The following is a 15,023-nucleotide window of genomic DNA, read 5'->3' on the forward strand; positions in this document are numbered from 1 at the left end:
GGCGAGGGAGTAAAGCCCGAAGGGCCCGCAGCATGCCATCCCCACAGGAATGACAGGCACGCCACCGCCCCTCCAAGTAGACCCGCGCCGCACAAAACCGGCGCAGCCCAAGCCAGGGCACCGCACAAGGGTCGCCCCGCAGCGCCGGTGCCGTCCCCCTCCCTCGCACAGCGAGAGAGAGGGGGAAGACGCGAAGCGGCTCAGGGGGTGTCAAATTCAGGCGTCTCAGTGAATCGCCGCAGCCACGATGATGCTGATGCCCAGGCACATGGCGGCCACCACCATGGCCAGAGCCTTGTTGTGCTTTTCCACGATCTCGGCCCACATGTCCACGGGCGTGATCTTGTCGATGATGATGAAGCACAGCCAGAACACCACCACGCCCACCAGCGCGTAGAGGATGGAGCCGAAAAAAGCCTGGGGATTGAACCAGTTGAAGTTCATGGCAAGTTCTCCTTGTCTGCCGGAAAAATCATTTGTGGCTGCCACCCGAGGTGTAGCCGCCATAGGAGCCGCTGCTGGAGCGGCTGTAAGTGCAATTGGGATCGGTGCGCGGATCGCAGCTCGGGCTGGAAATACAGGCCCGCAGAAACGGCAGCAGGAACAGCAGCAAAAACAGCCAGAACAAGATGGTGCCCAGGCTGAACTTGCTGCCCGACAAGGGGCCGGCCTGTGAGCGGTCCTTGAGCTTGCCCACACCAAAGGCCTGGGCCAGGGTCTCTGCCGAGACCTGCTGGCCATGCGTCCAGGTGGTTTCGCCCTGCTCGGTCTCCTGGGCCAGCGAAGACCGCTTGCCATGGTTCACATAGTCCACGTTGTCGGTGGTCTGCCCCTGGCGCACCGGCCAGTAAAACTCGCCTTCCGCGTAGTCTGTGCTGGCCTGGTAGGTCGATTCGCGCACATATTGCTTGCGCAAATAGGTGGCCGTCCCCCCGGTCTTGGACAGCTTGGGCACACCGCTGACCACGCGCGCCATGCTCCAGCCATCTTCGCTGTCGACCAAGAAGGCAAAACCTGCCTTGCGCTGGTAGAGCAGGTATTCGTCCCAGCTGAAGCTTTCGTTGCCGTCCTCGTCCTGCTCATGGCCGGTGCGCCTTTGAAAGCCCACGACCTGCCAGACCAGCCCGTCGAGCTGGCCTTCGCTGCCCAGGGGAATCTGGGGCTTGATGCGGCGGCGCTGCTCGGCATATTGCAGCGCCTGGCCCAGGCCGGCCGACAGATCGACCAGGCTGCCGCAGCTGGGGCAGCTCAGGGTTTTGCTGCCGCCAAAGCGCAGCTCCAATGCGGCCGCGCAATGCGGGCAATTGAAATGCTGGCCCTGCTCACGCTGCAGCGCCGGGCCTTCGCGCAGGCCCTGCATCTGCAGCGCATCCAGCTGCACGGGCATGCCCAGGCTGCTGCCGGGCGGCTTGCTGCCAAAGTCCACGGACCACACCCGTTCCTGGGGGTCGCGCAACTCCACCAGCTTGAAGCTGCGCCCTATGGGGGGCAGCTCGGTCAGCTGGCCCTGGGCCGCAGCCACCTGGGCGTTTTGCACGCTGCTGACGGTGAACTCATCGCCCCCCGCCATCACCGCGCGCCCCAGCTTCCAGTCGCGGGCCACAAAGCCCTTGGGCTGAAAGCCCGGAGGCTGCCAGGGGCGCGACAGCACCCAGCTGCCGTTGTCCTCGCTCAGCCAGCCCAGTTGGCCGTCGCTGAAATCCAGCACCCATTCATTCCACGCGCCGGCATCGCTGCGCAGCTGCAGCCGCCCCACCACGGTGAAAGGGATGGATACCCCCCGGCGGTCGGGCGCCTGCCCGGTGGCGCCGATCTGCAGCGGGCTGTAGTCCTCAAAGACTTCGGCCATGCTGCCCACGCGCTCCAACACCTCACCGCGCCGCGCCACGGTGCTGCGGCAAAACGCGCAGACAGCAAATGCCGCTTGCGCGTTGGCGAAATGCACGGGCGCGCCGCAGCCAGGACAGGGCGCGCTGTAATCACGCTGCGATGGACTGGAAGCCATGGGTACCAAGGTCTGAAATCGATAAAAAAGGAGCAGCCTGTGCACACTCCCTACGGCGTGCAGACTGCCAGAGCATGAAAGCAGCCGCAGTATAGGCGCAGCCTGCTACGGATTCAGGAGCCGCACCTATCCACCCTTCCCGCTCTATTCGAGCCTGCCCTGGCATCCATTACGCAATGGGCAGGAGCGGGGACCAAAAAACAAAAAAGCCTCTCGCTTTGGAAAGCGAAAGGCTTTTTGATTTTGGTAGGCGCGATTGGACTCGAACCAACGACCCCCACCATGTCAAGGTGGTGCTCTAACCAGCTGAGCTACGCGCCTGTGTTTGTTCGAGAAAGCGATTCTAGCACGGTTTTCAACGCCTTCTGGCCGAGCGCACACCAGGCACGCCAGAAACAATGCCCAGCACCTTGTTCAGCCGCACGGAGTCGGAGACTTCCACGGTGAACGTCATCCAGGCCGTGCCCTTGACGGACTGGGTCTGCACACCGATCACATTGGTCTTTTCACGGGCGAACACTTCCGAGATGTCGCGCAGCAGGCCCTGGCGGTCAGCGGCTTCCACGGCCACGTCCACCGGATAGACCGCCGAGTTGACCGCAGCCTTGGGTTGGCCCCAGGCCACGTCGATGACCCGCTCCTCATAGCGCGCGGCCATCTCACGGAAGTTGCTGCAATCGGAGCGGTGCACGCTGACGCCCTTGCCCCGCGTGACAAAGCCACGGATATCGTCCGGCGGTGCGGGCTTGCAGCATTTGGCCAGCTGGGTCATCAGCGAATCCACGCCGACCACCAGCACGCCACCTTTTTGCGATTCGCTGCGCGGCTTGCGCACCACCTGCTGTATGTCTTCCTCGGCCGCAACGGGCTCAGGGGGCGGACGCAGCACGATCTCGATGTTGCGCAGCGAGTATTCGTCCTTGCCCACCACCTCAAACATGCCGTCGGCCGACTTGAAGCCCAGCTGCGCAGCCAGCTCGTCGAGCTTGGTGGCGGTCTTGCCCTCGCGCTGCAGCAGTTTTTCCACGGCTTCGCGGCCACGGGTCACGGTTTCATGCGTGGCCTGGGCGTTGAACCAGGCACGCACCTTGGCCTTGGCCCGGTTGCTGGTGAGGTAGCCCAGATCGGAGTTGAGCCAATCACGCGAGGGGCGCCCCTCCTTGACGGTGGTGATCTCCACGGTCTGGCCGCTTTGCAGCGGGGTGTTCAGCGGCACCATGGCGCCGTCCACGCGTGCGCCCCGGCAGCGGTGGCCCAGGCTGGTGTGCACGGAATAGGCAAAGTCCACCGGCGTGGCGCCCTGGGGCAGCTCGATCACCGCCGCATCGGGCGTGAGCACATAGATGCGGTCGTCAAACAGGTTGCGGTGGGCAGGCCCTTCGGACAGATCCTGACCCCAGGCCAGCAACTGGCGCAGCACGGCGATCTTGGCGTCGTACTCGCTGGTGGCGGACACGCCGGCATAGCCCTTGGTGCCGGCCTCTTTGTAGGCCCAGTGCGCGGCCACGCCATGCTCGGCGTGGTCATGCATGGCCTGGGTGCGAATCTGGATTTCGATGGCCCGGCCCTGGGCATCGCGCACCACGGTGTGCAGCGACTGGTAGCCGTTGGGCTTGGGCTTGGCGATGTAGTCGTCGAACTCCGATTCGATGGGCTGGAAATGCTCATGCACCCAGGACAAGGTGGTGTAGCAGTCCTTGACATTGGGCACCACCACGCGCAGCGCGCGGATGTCGAACACCTGGTCAAAGTCCAGCGACTTGCCGCGCATCTTCTTGACGATGCTGTAGATATGCTTGGGCCGGCCCTGCACCGTGGCGCTGATGCTGTAGGCACGCAGCTCGGATTCCAGCCGCGCACGCAGCTGTTCCATATAGATCTCGCGCTCGGCCCGTTTTTCGTCCAGGTTCTTGGCAATCTGGCGATAGGTCTCGGGCTCCAGAAAGCGGAAGGACAGGTCTTCCAGCTCCCACTTGAGCTGCCAGATGCCCAGGCGATTGGCCAGCGGCGCAAACACATGCAGGGCCTCGCGCGCCATCGTCGGGGACACGACGCGCTTGGTGGCCGCGTAGTAGCGCAGCGTCTGCAGGCGCGAAGCCAGGCGCAGCAGCACCACACGCACATCGCGCGAGAAGCCCAGCAGCATCTTGCGCACGGTTTCTGCCTGGGTGGCGAGGTCATCCACGCGCTGGCCGCTGCTGGCGGCATCGCGCGCCTGCTGCTGCACATGCATCAGCTTGGTGGTTTCCACGGCCAATGTGGCGAAGTTGGCGCCAAAGGCCTTGGTCAGCACTTCCTGCGGCTTGTTCAGGTGCAGGCTGGCATAGACCAGATAGACCGCGGCCTGCATGGTTTCCGAGCCGCCAATGCCATACAAAATGGCGGCCACCGCATCGGCGTGGGCCAGTGCGTTTTCACCTGTACCCAGCAATTCACCGGCCAGCAGCGGCTCGGCAAAGGCGCGTGCGCGCACCAGGGCATTGGCCTGGTCCGGCATGGACTGCGAGGTGGCCGCAATCAGTGCCGGCGTCATCGGCACGGTGCCCCCGGTTGGCGAGCCTGCCTCCACGGTGGTGGGCGGCAAAGAGGTCACACTTCTCATAAGCGCCCCCCCCGTCCGACCTGGCTTTGCAGCTGTTGTTGTTCTTGCGTCATTCACTGCCCAATAAAAAATCCCGCACGACCTGAACCTGGTCGGCTGCGACCAAGGTGGGGGCATGTCCCACATTTGCAAGCGTGATGCATCGTGCGCGGGGCCCACGCTGCTGCATGGCCTGTGCCGTGGCGGCGGTCAACAGGTCGGACTGTGCCCCATGCAAGAGCAAGGTCTGTGCCGTGATCTGGTCGTACAGCTGCCACACCAGGGCCTCGCCCTGGGCCGCATCTTGCTGGGTCATGGCACGCAGCGCCACACCAATGGCCGGGTCATAGTGCAGACCCAGCCCCCCTTCAGGCAAGGGTTTGAGCATGGGGGCCGTCAGCGCCAGCCACTCGGCATCGGTGTGTGGACCGAAGCCGGCCGAAATCATGCGCAGCGATGCCGCTGCCTGCTCGAGATTGGCGAAATGCACCGGCTCGCCCACATAGCCGGCGATGCGCTGCAAGGCCGCCCACTCCAGCGCAGGGCCTACGTCGTTGAGCACCAGGCGCCGAATCGGCGCAGGCAGTGGCAAATGGGGCTGGCCCGCCAAGCCCATGCCGATCAGCCCGCCCATGCTGGTGCCTACCCAATCCAAGGTGGATATAGGCGCCTGCTGCTGCAGATGCTGTAGCAGCACCAGCATGTCCAGCGCGTATTGCGGCACGGCGTAATGCAGCGGGTTGGCCAGCCATTCGCTCTGGCCGCGCCCGGCAACGTCCGGGCAGATGACACGGGCATGGGGGGCCAGCGCCTGGGCCAGCACATCAAAGTCCCGCCCCTGCCTTGTCAGGCCGTGCACACACACCACCACATGCGGGTGGGTGGGATTGCCTGTGGCATTCCACTCCCAATAGGCCATACGGTGATCGCTGCGCACGGGGCCTGTGGATGCCTGCTGGGCAGCGCCGGGGCAGGTTACGTAGTTCAGCGTAGGTTCAATCATCAAACAGACTTTCCGAGGCGCACCCCATAATGGACGCTTGCCCATCGTAATAGATTCGGAGATGCTGCATGCTCAAAGGAAAAACGGCACTGGTGACAGGTTCCACCAGCGGGATTGGCCTGGGAATTGCCCAGGCACTGGCGCGACAGGGCGCCCATGTCGTGCTCAACGGTTTTGGTGATACCGAAGGCCCCATGGCCGCAGTGCTTGAAGCCGGCAAAGCCCATGGCGTGCGCGTGGCCCACCATGGCGCCGACATGAGCAAAGCCGAAGACATTGAGGCCATGATGGCCTTCGCTGCCAAGGAGTTCGGCCAGGTGGACATTCTGGTGAACAACGCCGGCATCCAGCATGTGGCCAATGTGCAGGACTTCCCCGTGGACAAGTGGAATGCCATCATTGCCATCAACCTCAGCAGCGCTTTTCACACCACACGACTGGCGCTGCCTGCCATGCAAAAGACCAACTGGGGCCGCATCATCAATGTGGCCTCCGTCCACGGCCTGGTGGGATCGGCCCAGAAATCGGCCTATGTGGCGGCCAAGCATGGCATCGTGGGCCTGACCAAGGTGACCGCACTGGAGAACGCCACCTCCGGCGTCACCTGCAATGCCATTTGCCCCGGCTGGGTGCTGACGCCCCTGGTGCAAAAGCAGGTGGATGCCAAGGCCCAGGCGCAAGGCATCTCGAACGTCGACGCCACCAAACAGCTGCTGGGCGAGAAAGAGCCCTCCATGCAGTTCACCACCCCCGAGGAACTGGGCGAGCTGGCCGTATTCTTCTGCTCCCCCGCCGCCAACAATGTGCGCGGCGTGGCCTGGAATATGGACGGCGGCTGGGCTGCCCAGTAAGCCCCCGGCCCTGAAAAATCAAAGCCCTGCGGCCTCTGCCCAGGGCTTTTTTCATGCGCAACGGATGGCAAAACAGGTGTGTCGTACCCAGGCTGTATAAAGCTGGCGCGCCCCATCCCCGAAACACCGCGCAAGGGCCGCCCCGCCGCGCCGGTGTCGTCCCCTGGGGGGAAGGCGCCGAAGGCGACTCAGGGGGGGATTCACTTACTGCAACTGCACCGACCCCGAGACCTGCACTTCCACCTGGGTCTTGCCGGCTTCCACAGCCAGGGGCGCTGCCTCGCCAGCGTCCGCTGCCATGGCGGACTTGAACATGGCGCCCTGTGCCATATAGGGGCGCATGCCGATTTCATTGCTGTTCACCGATACCTCCCGCAGGCTGTAGTTGCGGAAACCAAAAGCTTTGCTCAGGCTGGCCGCCTTGGCCTGGAACTGGCTGATGGCCTGCTGCTGGGCCTCACCCTCCACCTTGGCTCGGCCCTCTTTGGACAGACCGAACGCCACCTGGCTCACCTGCATACCCTGCACCTTGGTGGCCTGGCTGGTGATGCGGTCAAAGTCCTTACCCTCCAGCACCAGCTGCGCCCGACCTTGCCAGCCTGCCAGCTTGCCGTCCTTGCTGTTGGTGCGAGGCGCCACGGTGAATCCTTGCGTGCGCACTTCCATGGCGCCGTTCTGTGCCTGGGGGCGCACCGCCGCCAGCGCCGCATCCACCACCTGCTGCAAGCGCTTTTGCACGGCAGCCGCATTGCTGCCCTCTTCGGTGGCAGTCAGGGTGAGCATCAGCAAATCCTGCGTGACTTCCACCGAGCCGGAGGCTGACAGCTGCACCACGTTCTGTGGTGCGGCCTGCACCACAGTCTGCGCCATGGCATTTGCGCCCCATGCGCCGACCGCCAGGGCCAATGCCACACCCAGGCCACGACATACTGCTTTTTGCTGCATCACCACTCTCCTCCAAGGGAAAAAAAGACGTTTTCAGCAGCCGCAGCAGGTGCTGCGCTGCAATATCTGCCGACCATACCACCGTCGGGCTAGAGTCCCTGCGTTACGTCAAACCACACTTGCTCCGCAGGGCAACACTTGTAACACTTGGTCAGGGTGCCACCAAAAAACGGTTTTTGGGGCTCCAAGATGGTCAAAATTGGCTCTGTTACAAATTGGACTAGGACTAGGGATACCCATGGCCTCAACGAACAACCGTACCGACAAGATCTTGGTGGTGGATGACGATGCCCGCATCCGTGATCTGCTGCGCCGCTATCTCACGCAAGAAGGCTTCGAGATCATGATTGCCGAAGACGGCAAGGCGCTGAACCGCATCTTGCTGCGCGAGACGGTGGATCTGATCGTGCTCGACCTGATGATGCCGGGCGAGGATGGCCTGTCCATCTGTCGCCGCCTGCGCTCTGCCAACGATCGCACGCCCATCATCATGCTGACCGCCAAGGGCGAGGATGTGGACCGCATCGTCGGTCTGGAAGTCGGCGCCGACGACTACCTCGGCAAGCCCTTCAACCCCCGCGAACTGCTGGCCCGCATCCACGCCGTGCTGCGCCGCCGCCCGCCGGTCGAAGCCCCTGGCGCCCCTTCGGGCGACAACGAAGTGGTCAATTTCGGCCCCTTCACCTTCGACCTGGGCACCCGTGTGCTGCAAAAGAATGGCGAGGAGCTGGCCCTGACCACGGGCGAGTTCGCCATGCTCAAGGCCTTGGTGCGCCACCCGCGCCAGCCGCTGTCGCGTGAAAAGCTGGCCTTGCTGGCCCGTGGCCGCGAGTTCGAGCCCTTTGACCGCAGCCTGGACGTGCAGGTGTCGCGTCTGCGCAAGTTGATTGAAGAAGATGCTGCAGCGCCGCGCTACATCCAGACAGTCTGGGGCGTAGGTTACGTCTTCGTACCAGATGGTGCGAATTGAGCCCAGTAAGATAGGCCGTTGTCCGATGCTGATTGCCTGCCACCGCGCACCCCGCGGTGGCAGGTATCGCCACGGCCCGACGAAGGCTTTCTGACCATGCGTGCTTATTCCGCCAGCCCCCCTTCCGCCAGCGCCTCTGTGGCAGCCGGCAGCACGGAACACCGCCCCCCTGCAGGACCTGCGCGCTCGCGCATGGGGCTGAATCTGTTCTGGCGCACTTTTTTTCTGCTGGCCCTGCTGCTCGTCGGCTGCATCCTGGCCTGGCTGCAGACGCTGCGGGCCTTCGAGTTCGAACCCCGCACCCTGCACACCGCGCAACAGGTGGCCTCGCTGGTCAACCTCAGCCGCGCCGCCCTGGTGCATTCCGACGCCATCAACCGTGTCTCGCTGATCAAGACCATGGCCGATCAGGAAGGCGTGCGCATTCTGCCGCGCGAGCCTGGCGACAAATACGAGGCCATGGACCACACGCCCCTGAGTCTGCGCCTCACCGAGGAGCTGACCCATCGCCTGGGCTCGGGCACCATCGTGGCGCGCAGCGTCAACGGCGAGCCAGGCCTGTGGGTGGGCTTTTCCATCAATGGCGACCGCAACTGGCTGCTGATGGACCGCTCGCGCTTCAGCCCGGCCGGCGGCCGCACCTGGCTGGTGTGGCTGATCACCGCCGGCATTCTGTCGCTGGCCGGCGCGGCCGTGATTGCCCGACTCATCAACCAGCCGCTCAAGCAGCTCAGCGACGCGGCCAACCGTGTGCGCGATGGCGATTTCGAGGCCAGCCAGCTCGACGAGCAGGCCGTGACCAGCGAAATCCGCGAGGTCAACATCGGCTTCAACCGCATGGCCCAGAAGTTGGCCAAGCTCGAGCAGGAACGCGCCGTGATGCTGGCCGGTATCTCGCACGACCTGCGCACGCCGCTGGCCCGCCTGCGACTGGAAACCGAGATGAGCGTCACCGACGATGTGGCACGCGACCACATGGTGGCCGACATCGTGCAGCTCGACGCCACCATCGACAAATTCCTCGACTACGCCCGACCCGACCATGTGACGCTGTCCACCGTGAATCTGCATGCCGTGGTGTCGTCCTGCGTCTATGCCGTGCAGGACCACCGCGAGCTGCAGATCAATATGGCCGTCCCCGAAGACGTGTATGTGCTGGCCGATGAGGTGGAGCTGGCCCGTGTCATCTCCAACCTGCTGGAAAACGCCCGCCGCTACGGCAAGACGCCCGACACCGACACCACCTTGGTGGACATCACCCTCAAGCGGCGCGAGGACTGGGTGGTCATACGCCTGCGCGACCACGGCACCGGCGTACCGCCCGAGCAGCTGTCCGCGCTGATCCAGCCGTTTTTCCGCGGCGACTCCGCCCGTACCGCGGCCGCAGGCGCGGGCCTGGGCCTGTCCATCGTGGACAAAACCGTGCAGCGCATGGGTGGCGCGCTATCGCTGTCCAACGCCCAGGGCGGCGGCCTGGCGGCCCATGTGCAGCTGCAATGCGCCGTCCATGCCTCGGAGGCCGATGCGCCGCAGCGCCTGCAACGCCCGCTGATCAAGCGCCAACTGCCACCGCGCAACCACAGCACAGACCGCAGCCTGCAGGAAGACCTGCTGGACGACTGAGGCAGCGCGCCAGCGGCTGCGCTGCGCCCCCAAAAGCCAACAGGGAATGCGGGGCATCACAGTCGCCCGCATTCCCTGAGCCCGCTCAGGCCTTGCGGTACAGCAAGGCCGCGGCACGCGCCTCCATGGCCTGCAACTGGCCCACCGGCCCCAATTTCTCGGCCGTCTTGGCCTTCACATTCACCTGGTCCAGCTCCACACCCAGGGCCTGGGCAATGCGCTCGCGCATGGCCGGAATATGCGGCGCCAGCTTGGGCGCCTGGGCCACCACGGTGCTGTCCACATTGCCGATCTCCCAGCCCTTTTCACGCACACGGCGGGCTGCCTCGGTCAGCAAACGCACCGAATCCGCACCCTTGAACTCGGGGTCGGTGTCCGGGAAATGCCGGCCAATATCGCCCAGTGCGGCGCCGCCCAGCAGGGCGTCGGTGATGGCATGCAGCAGCACATCGGCATCCGAATGCCCCAGCAGTCCGGTCACGTGGGGAATGTCCACCCCACCGATGATGAGCTTGCGGCCCGGCACCAGGGCATGGGTGTCCCAGCCTTCTCCAATACGAAAATTCATAGCACTCTCCGCAGATGGCTGTAGCGCCAACTGCCAAAAACAAGGTTGATTCAAAAAAACGGATTGCCCTGGGCTGGCGGCGGTTCGCGCCGGCCCTGGAAGCGCTCCGTGGTGGCGCCCAGCTTGCGCTGCGACAGCACCGCCGTCGCCAGGGCAAAGTCATCCGGGTAGGTCACCTTGAAATTTTGCGCCCCACCGGGCACCAGTTTGGGGCGCAGCCCCATGGCTTCCATGGCGCTGGCCTCGTCGGTCACCGCCGAGCCGGTACGGCCCAGTGCATCCAGCAGCGGACCGATGCGGAACATCTGCGGCGTCTGCGCCAGCCATTTGTCGCTGCGGTCCACCGTGGCCGCCACACGCACGCCTGAAGGCCCGGTGACGGCGGTCTTGAGCGTGTCCGGCAGCTTGTGCGCCAACAGACCGCCCACGGCATCACCTTGGCAGGCATCGATCAGCGTACGAATCTGCTGCGGCGTGATCAGGCAGCGCGCCGCATCATGCACCAGCACCCAGTCATGCTGGGCTGCCCCCTGGGCCAGCAAGGCCTTGAGCCCGCCCTGCACCGTGTCCGCGCGGGTAGCGCCGCCACAGGGCACGACCACACAACCAGGCACCGGGTGGTTCTGCAAAAAAACATCGCCAGGGGCCACGGCCACCAGCGTGCCAGCCAGCCCGGCCGTGCCGGCAAAGGCCGCCAGCGTGTGCAGCACCATGGGCTGGCCCGCCACCAATTGGTATTGTTTGGGCAGCTCAGGGGCCGGGCTGCCCGGGGCAATCGCCCGCAATCCCATGCCCGCGCAAGGCACCAGCCCCCAAAAGCGTCCAGGAAGGCCATGGGGCGGATGGGGGACAGAGGAAGGGACAAGCAAGTCAGTCATGGCCGGCATTCTAGAATCGGGATCCCCTGTCGCGGACTTAATCTCTCGGCGAACGGCGCCCTGCGCGCGCACTGCCCTTTTTCCCTCATGCAACTGCCTTCTCTCTCGCCCGGTAAACGCTTCACCCTTCCCCGCCCCGTAGGCAGTGCCGATGCACTGCAGCTGGCCCGTCTGGCCCAACGGGAACGGGCAGCGGGCCGCATTACGGCCATCGTCACCGCTGATGCAGGAGATGCCCAGCGGCTGATCGACGAGATGGCGTTCTTCGCACCCGAGCTGCGCTGCGCCCTGTTTCCCGACTGGGAAACCCTGCCCTACGACACCTTCTCGCCCCACCAGGACCTGATCAGCGAGCGCCTGGCCACGCTGTGGCGCATCCGCAGCCGCGACCACGAAAGCGGTGCCGATGTGGTGCTGGTGCCGGCCACCACGGCCTTGTACCGGTTGGCACCGCCCTCCTTTCTGGCCGGCTACACCTTTCACTTCAAGCAAGGCCAGAAGCTGGATGAGGCCAAGCTCAAGGCCCAGCTGACCCTGGCCGGCTACCAGCATGTCTCTCAGGTGGTGAGCCACGGCGAGTACGCGGTGCGCGGCGGGCTGATCGACCTCTTCCCCATGGGCTCGCCCGTGCCCTACCGCGTGGATTTGTTCGACGACGAGATCGACTCCATCCGCACCTTTGACCCCGACAGCCAGCGCAGCCTCTACCCCGTGCCCGAGGTGCGCCTGCTGCCCGGGCGCGAATTCCCCATGGACGAGGACGCGCGTGCCAAGTTCCGCCACCGCTGGCGCGAGCTGCTGGAGGGTGACCCCACGCGCAGCCGCATCTACAAGGACATGGGGCAGGCCATCGCCACGGCCGGCATCGAGTACTACCTGCCGCTGTTTTTTGACGAGACCGCCACCGTCTTCGACTATCTGGGCGAAGACGCCACCCTGGTGCTGCATGGCGATCTGGAGCCGGCTTTCCAGCGCTTCTGGGCAGACACCCGCGAGCGCTACCGCCTGGTGCAGGGCGACCCCGACCGCCCGGCCCTGCCGCCGGAAATCCTGTTTTTGAATGCCGAGCAGTTCTACACCACGGCCAAGCCCTATCCGCAGCTGGCCCTGCGCTCCGGCGTGGACGATGTGGCCGACAGCGCCGTCTTCCAGCAGTTGCCACCGCTGGCCGTGGTGCGCGGCGCCGAAGAACCACTGGCCCGCTTGCAAGCCCATATTGCCCAGGCCGCCCGCCGCGTGCTGGTGCTGGCCGAAAGCGATGGCCGCCGCGAAAGCCTGCTGGATTTTCTGCGCGCTTCGGGCGTCAACCCGCCCGCCTTCGACTCCCTGGCCGAATTCCAGGGCGATGCAGGCGAGGGCCTGGGCATTGCCACCTCCAACCTGGCCCAGGGCTTTGCCTGGGTGGAGGAAGGCATTGACTTCGTCACCGAGACCGAGCTGTTCGAGACCACCGGCAGCACGCGCCGGCGCAAAAAGCAGGAACAGGTCAGCGATGTCGACGCGCTGATCAAGGACCTGTCCGAGCTCAAGGTGGGCGACCCCGTGGTGCACAGCCAGCACGGCATTGGCCGCTACCAAGGCCTGGTGAATATGGACGTAGGCCAGCAGAACCCCGACGGCACGCCCGCGCTGCAGGAGTTTTTGCACCTGGAATACGCCAAGGACGCCGTGCTCTATGTGCCCGTCAGCCAGCTGCAGCTGATCAGCCGCTATACCGGCGTGACACCCGAATCCGCCCCCCTGCACAGCCTGGGCAGCGGCCAGTGGGAAAAGGCCAAGCGCAAGGCCGCCGAGCAGGTGCGCGATGCGGCCGCCGAGCTGCTCAACATCTACGCCCGCCGCGCCGCGCGCCAGGGCCATGCCTTCCGCTACAGCGCCCAGGACTACGAGCAGTTTTCGCAGGACTTCGGTTTTGAAGAGACCGCCGACCAGAACGCGGCCATCCACGCCGTGGTGCACGACATGATCAGCCCCCAGCCCATGGACCGCCTGGTCTGCGGCGATGTGGGCTTTGGCAAGACCGAGGTGGCCCTGCGCGCCGCCTTTGTGGCCGCCATGGGTGGCAAGCAGGTGGCGTTTCTAGCGCCCACCACGCTGCTGGCCGAGCAGCATTACCAGACCCTGGTGGACCGCTTCTCCAAATGGCCGGTCAAGGTGGCGGAGATGAGCCGCTTTCGTTCCACCAAGGAAATCAATGCCGCACTCAAGGGCATTGAAGACGGCTCGGTGGACATCGTGGTGGGCACGCACAAGCTGCTGTCCGAGAAGACCCAGTTCAAGAACCTGGGCCTGCTCATCATCGATGAGGAACACCGCTTCGGCGTGCGCCACAAAGAGGCCATGAAGGCCTTCCGCGCCGAGGTCGATGTGCTCACCCTCACCGCCACCCCCATTCCCCGCACCATGGGCATGGCCCTGGAGGGCCTGCGCGACCTGTCGGTGATTGCCACCGCGCCCCAACGCCGCCTGGCCATCAAGACCTTTGTGCGCAGCGAAAGCAATGGCGTGATCCGCGAGGCCGTGCTGCGCGAATTGAAGCGCGGCGGCCAGGTCTACTTTCTGCACAACGAGGTGGAGACCATTGAAAACCGCCGCCAGAAGCTGGAAGAAATCCTGCCCGAGGCGCGCATTGCCGTGGCCCACGGCCAGATGCCCGAGCGCGAGCTGGAGCGCGTGATGCGCGACTTCGTGGCCCAGCGCTTCAACATCTTGCTGTGCTCCACCATCATCGAGACCGGCATCGACGTGCCCACAGCCAACACCATTGTGATGAGCCGGGCCGACAAATTCGGCCTGGCCCAGCTGCACCAGCTGCGCGGCCGTGTGGGCCGCAGCCACCACCAGGCCTATGCCTATCTGATGGTGCCGGATCTGGACAGCCTGACCAAACAGGCCCAGCAGCGCCTGGAAGCCATCCAGCAAATGGAAGAGCTGGGCAGCGGCTTTTACCTGGCCATGCATGACCTGGAAATCCGCGGCGCCGGTGAGGTGCTGGGAGAAAACCAGAGCGGCAACATGATGGAGATCGGCTTTCAGCTCTATAACGAAATGCTGGCCGAGGCCGTGCGCAGCCTGAAAAATGGCAAGGAGCCCGATCTGCTGAGCCCGCTGTCCGCCTCCACCGACATCAATCTGCACGCCCCTGCCTTGCTGCCCAACGACTACTGCGGTGATGTGCACCTGCGCCTGTCCTTCTACAAAAAGCTGGCCACGGCCAAGACCACCGAGCAGATCGACAATCTGCTCGAAGAAATCGTCGACCGCTTCGGCAAGCTGCCCGCCCAGGCCCAGACCCTCATCGACACCCACCGCCTGCGTGTGCTCTCCGAGCCCTATGGCGTGCTCAAGGTGGATGCGGCGCCCGGCGTGATCAGCATCACCTTCAAGCCCAACCCGCCGATTGACCCCATGCAGATCATTCACCTGATCCAGAAGAACAAGCACATCAAGCTGGCGGGCAACGACAAGCTGCGCATAGAGCGTACGCTGGAAGACCCCAAGGCCCGCGCCCAGCTGGTGCGCGATGTACTCAAAAGCCTGGGCCAGCCGCTGCGCGCCGAGGCCAGCGCTGCAGCCTAGGGTCCGCAGCAGCAACTACC

At 64.7% G+C, this 15,023-nt stretch carries 11 protein-coding genes and 1 tRNA gene; 4 read left to right on the forward strand and 8 right to left on the reverse strand.

The window, feature by feature from the left end; translation table 11 throughout:
• Positions 1-225: 225 nt before the first annotated feature.
• The 5 genes from ACA027_RS14515 to ACA027_RS14535 all read right to left on the reverse strand — a co-directional run bounded on the left by ACA027_RS14515 (position 226) and on the right by ACA027_RS14535 (position 5,589).
• Entirely contained in the window at positions 226-444 is a 219-nt protein-coding gene (locus ACA027_RS14515; protein WP_370678919.1) for a DUF350 domain-containing protein, read from the reverse strand.
• Between the two features lie 28 nt (positions 445-472).
• The gene (locus ACA027_RS14520; RefSeq protein WP_370678920.1) at positions 473-2,005 is read right to left on the reverse strand and encodes a DUF4178 domain-containing protein; all 1,533 of its coding nucleotides are present in this window, start codon (positions 2,003-2,005) and stop codon (positions 473-475) included.
• Between the two features lie 244 nt (positions 2,006-2,249).
• Positions 2,250-2,326: transfer RNA gene (locus tag ACA027_RS14525), tRNA-Val, on the reverse strand.
• A 34-nt stretch (positions 2,327-2,360) separates the two neighbouring features.
• The gene (locus ACA027_RS14530) at positions 2,361-4,538 is read right to left on the reverse strand and encodes a bifunctional (p)ppGpp synthetase/guanosine-3',5'-bis(diphosphate) 3'-pyrophosphohydrolase (protein ID WP_370682594.1); all 2,178 of its coding nucleotides are present in this window, start codon (positions 4,536-4,538) and stop codon (positions 2,361-2,363) included.
• A gap of 118 nt (positions 4,539-4,656) precedes the next feature.
• Positions 4,657-5,589, reverse strand: coding sequence for an alpha/beta fold hydrolase (locus ACA027_RS14535; RefSeq protein ID WP_370678921.1), 933 nt, complete (start codon positions 5,587-5,589; stop codon positions 4,657-4,659).
• Positions 5,590-5,657: 68 nt separating this feature from the next.
• Here ACA027_RS14535 and ACA027_RS14540 point away from each other — a divergent pair, with 68 nt between their 5' ends.
• Positions 5,658-6,440: a 3-hydroxybutyrate dehydrogenase gene (locus ACA027_RS14540; protein WP_370678922.1), complete on the forward strand. Its 783-nt coding sequence runs from the start codon at positions 5,658-5,660 to the stop codon at positions 6,438-6,440.
• A 204-nt stretch (positions 6,441-6,644) separates the two neighbouring features.
• Here the strand turns inward: ACA027_RS14540 and ACA027_RS14545 are convergent, their stop codons facing one another.
• Entirely contained in the window at positions 6,645-7,385 is a 741-nt protein-coding gene (locus ACA027_RS14545; RefSeq protein WP_370678923.1) for an SIMPL domain-containing protein, read from the reverse strand.
• Between the two features lie 238 nt (positions 7,386-7,623).
• Here ACA027_RS14545 and ompR point away from each other — a divergent pair, with 238 nt between their 5' ends.
• Entirely contained in the window at positions 7,624-8,355 is a 732-nt protein-coding gene (gene ompR / locus ACA027_RS14550; protein WP_370678924.1) for a two-component system response regulator OmpR, read from the forward strand.
• A gap of 96 nt (positions 8,356-8,451) precedes the next feature.
• The gene (locus ACA027_RS14555) at positions 8,452-9,978 is read left to right on the forward strand and encodes an ATP-binding protein (protein ID WP_370678925.1); all 1,527 of its coding nucleotides are present in this window, start codon (positions 8,452-8,454) and stop codon (positions 9,976-9,978) included.
• 85 nt (positions 9,979-10,063) lie between these two features.
• On the opposite strand, the gene ispF is transcribed toward ACA027_RS14555, so the two are convergent.
• Positions 10,064-10,546, reverse strand: coding sequence for a 2-C-methyl-D-erythritol 2,4-cyclodiphosphate synthase (gene ispF / locus ACA027_RS14560; RefSeq protein ID WP_370678926.1), 483 nt, complete (start codon positions 10,544-10,546; stop codon positions 10,064-10,066).
• Positions 10,547-10,596: 50 nt separating this feature from the next.
• Positions 10,597-11,424 (reverse strand): 2-C-methyl-D-erythritol 4-phosphate cytidylyltransferase, encoded by an 828-nt coding sequence (locus ACA027_RS14565; RefSeq protein WP_370678927.1) that lies wholly within the window; start codon positions 11,422-11,424, stop codon positions 10,597-10,599.
• 87 nt (positions 11,425-11,511) lie between these two features.
• On the opposite strand from ACA027_RS14565, the gene mfd reads away from it, so the two are divergent.
• Positions 11,512-15,003, forward strand: coding sequence for a transcription-repair coupling factor (gene mfd, locus ACA027_RS14570; RefSeq protein WP_370678928.1), 3,492 nt, complete (start codon positions 11,512-11,514; stop codon positions 15,001-15,003).
• The last annotated feature ends 20 nt before the right edge of the window (positions 15,004-15,023 follow it).

Origin of the sequence: Comamonas sp. GB3 AK4-5 (assembly GCF_041320665.1) — a bacterium.
Lineage (GTDB): Bacteria > Pseudomonadota > Gammaproteobacteria > Burkholderiales > Burkholderiaceae_C > Comamonas.

What these genes read in the sequence shown, in the direction of transcription:
- ACA027_RS14515 (WP_370678919.1), bottom strand. Translation starts at nt 444, where the DNA reads ATGAACTTCAACTGGTTCAATCCCCAGGCTTTTTTCGGCTCCATCCTC.
- ACA027_RS14520 (WP_370678920.1), bottom strand. Translation starts at nt 2,005, where the DNA reads ATGGCTTCCAGTCCATCGCAGCGTGATTACAGCGCGCCCTGTCCTGGC.
- ACA027_RS14530 (WP_370682594.1), bottom strand. Translation starts at nt 4,538, where the DNA reads ATGACGCCGGCACTGATTGCGGCCACCTCGCAGTCCATGCCGGACCAG.
- ACA027_RS14535 (WP_370678921.1), bottom strand. Translation starts at nt 5,589, where the DNA reads ATGATTGAACCTACGCTGAACTACGTAACCTGCCCCGGCGCTGCCCAG.
- ACA027_RS14540 (WP_370678922.1), top strand. Translation starts at nt 5,658, where the DNA reads ATGCTCAAAGGAAAAACGGCACTGGTGACAGGTTCCACCAGCGGGATT.
- ACA027_RS14545 (WP_370678923.1), bottom strand. Translation starts at nt 7,385, where the DNA reads ATGCAGCAAAAAGCAGTATGTCGTGGCCTGGGTGTGGCATTGGCCCTG.
- ompR (WP_370678924.1), top strand. Translation starts at nt 7,624, where the DNA reads ATGGCCTCAACGAACAACCGTACCGACAAGATCTTGGTGGTGGATGAC.
- ACA027_RS14555 (WP_370678925.1), top strand. Translation starts at nt 8,452, where the DNA reads ATGCGTGCTTATTCCGCCAGCCCCCCTTCCGCCAGCGCCTCTGTGGCA.
- ispF (WP_370678926.1), bottom strand. Translation starts at nt 10,546, where the DNA reads ATGAATTTTCGTATTGGAGAAGGCTGGGACACCCATGCCCTGGTGCCG.
- ACA027_RS14565 (WP_370678927.1), bottom strand. Translation starts at nt 11,424, where the DNA reads ATGACTGACTTGCTTGTCCCTTCCTCTGTCCCCCATCCGCCCCATGGC.
- mfd (WP_370678928.1), top strand. Translation starts at nt 11,512, where the DNA reads ATGCAACTGCCTTCTCTCTCGCCCGGTAAACGCTTCACCCTTCCCCGC.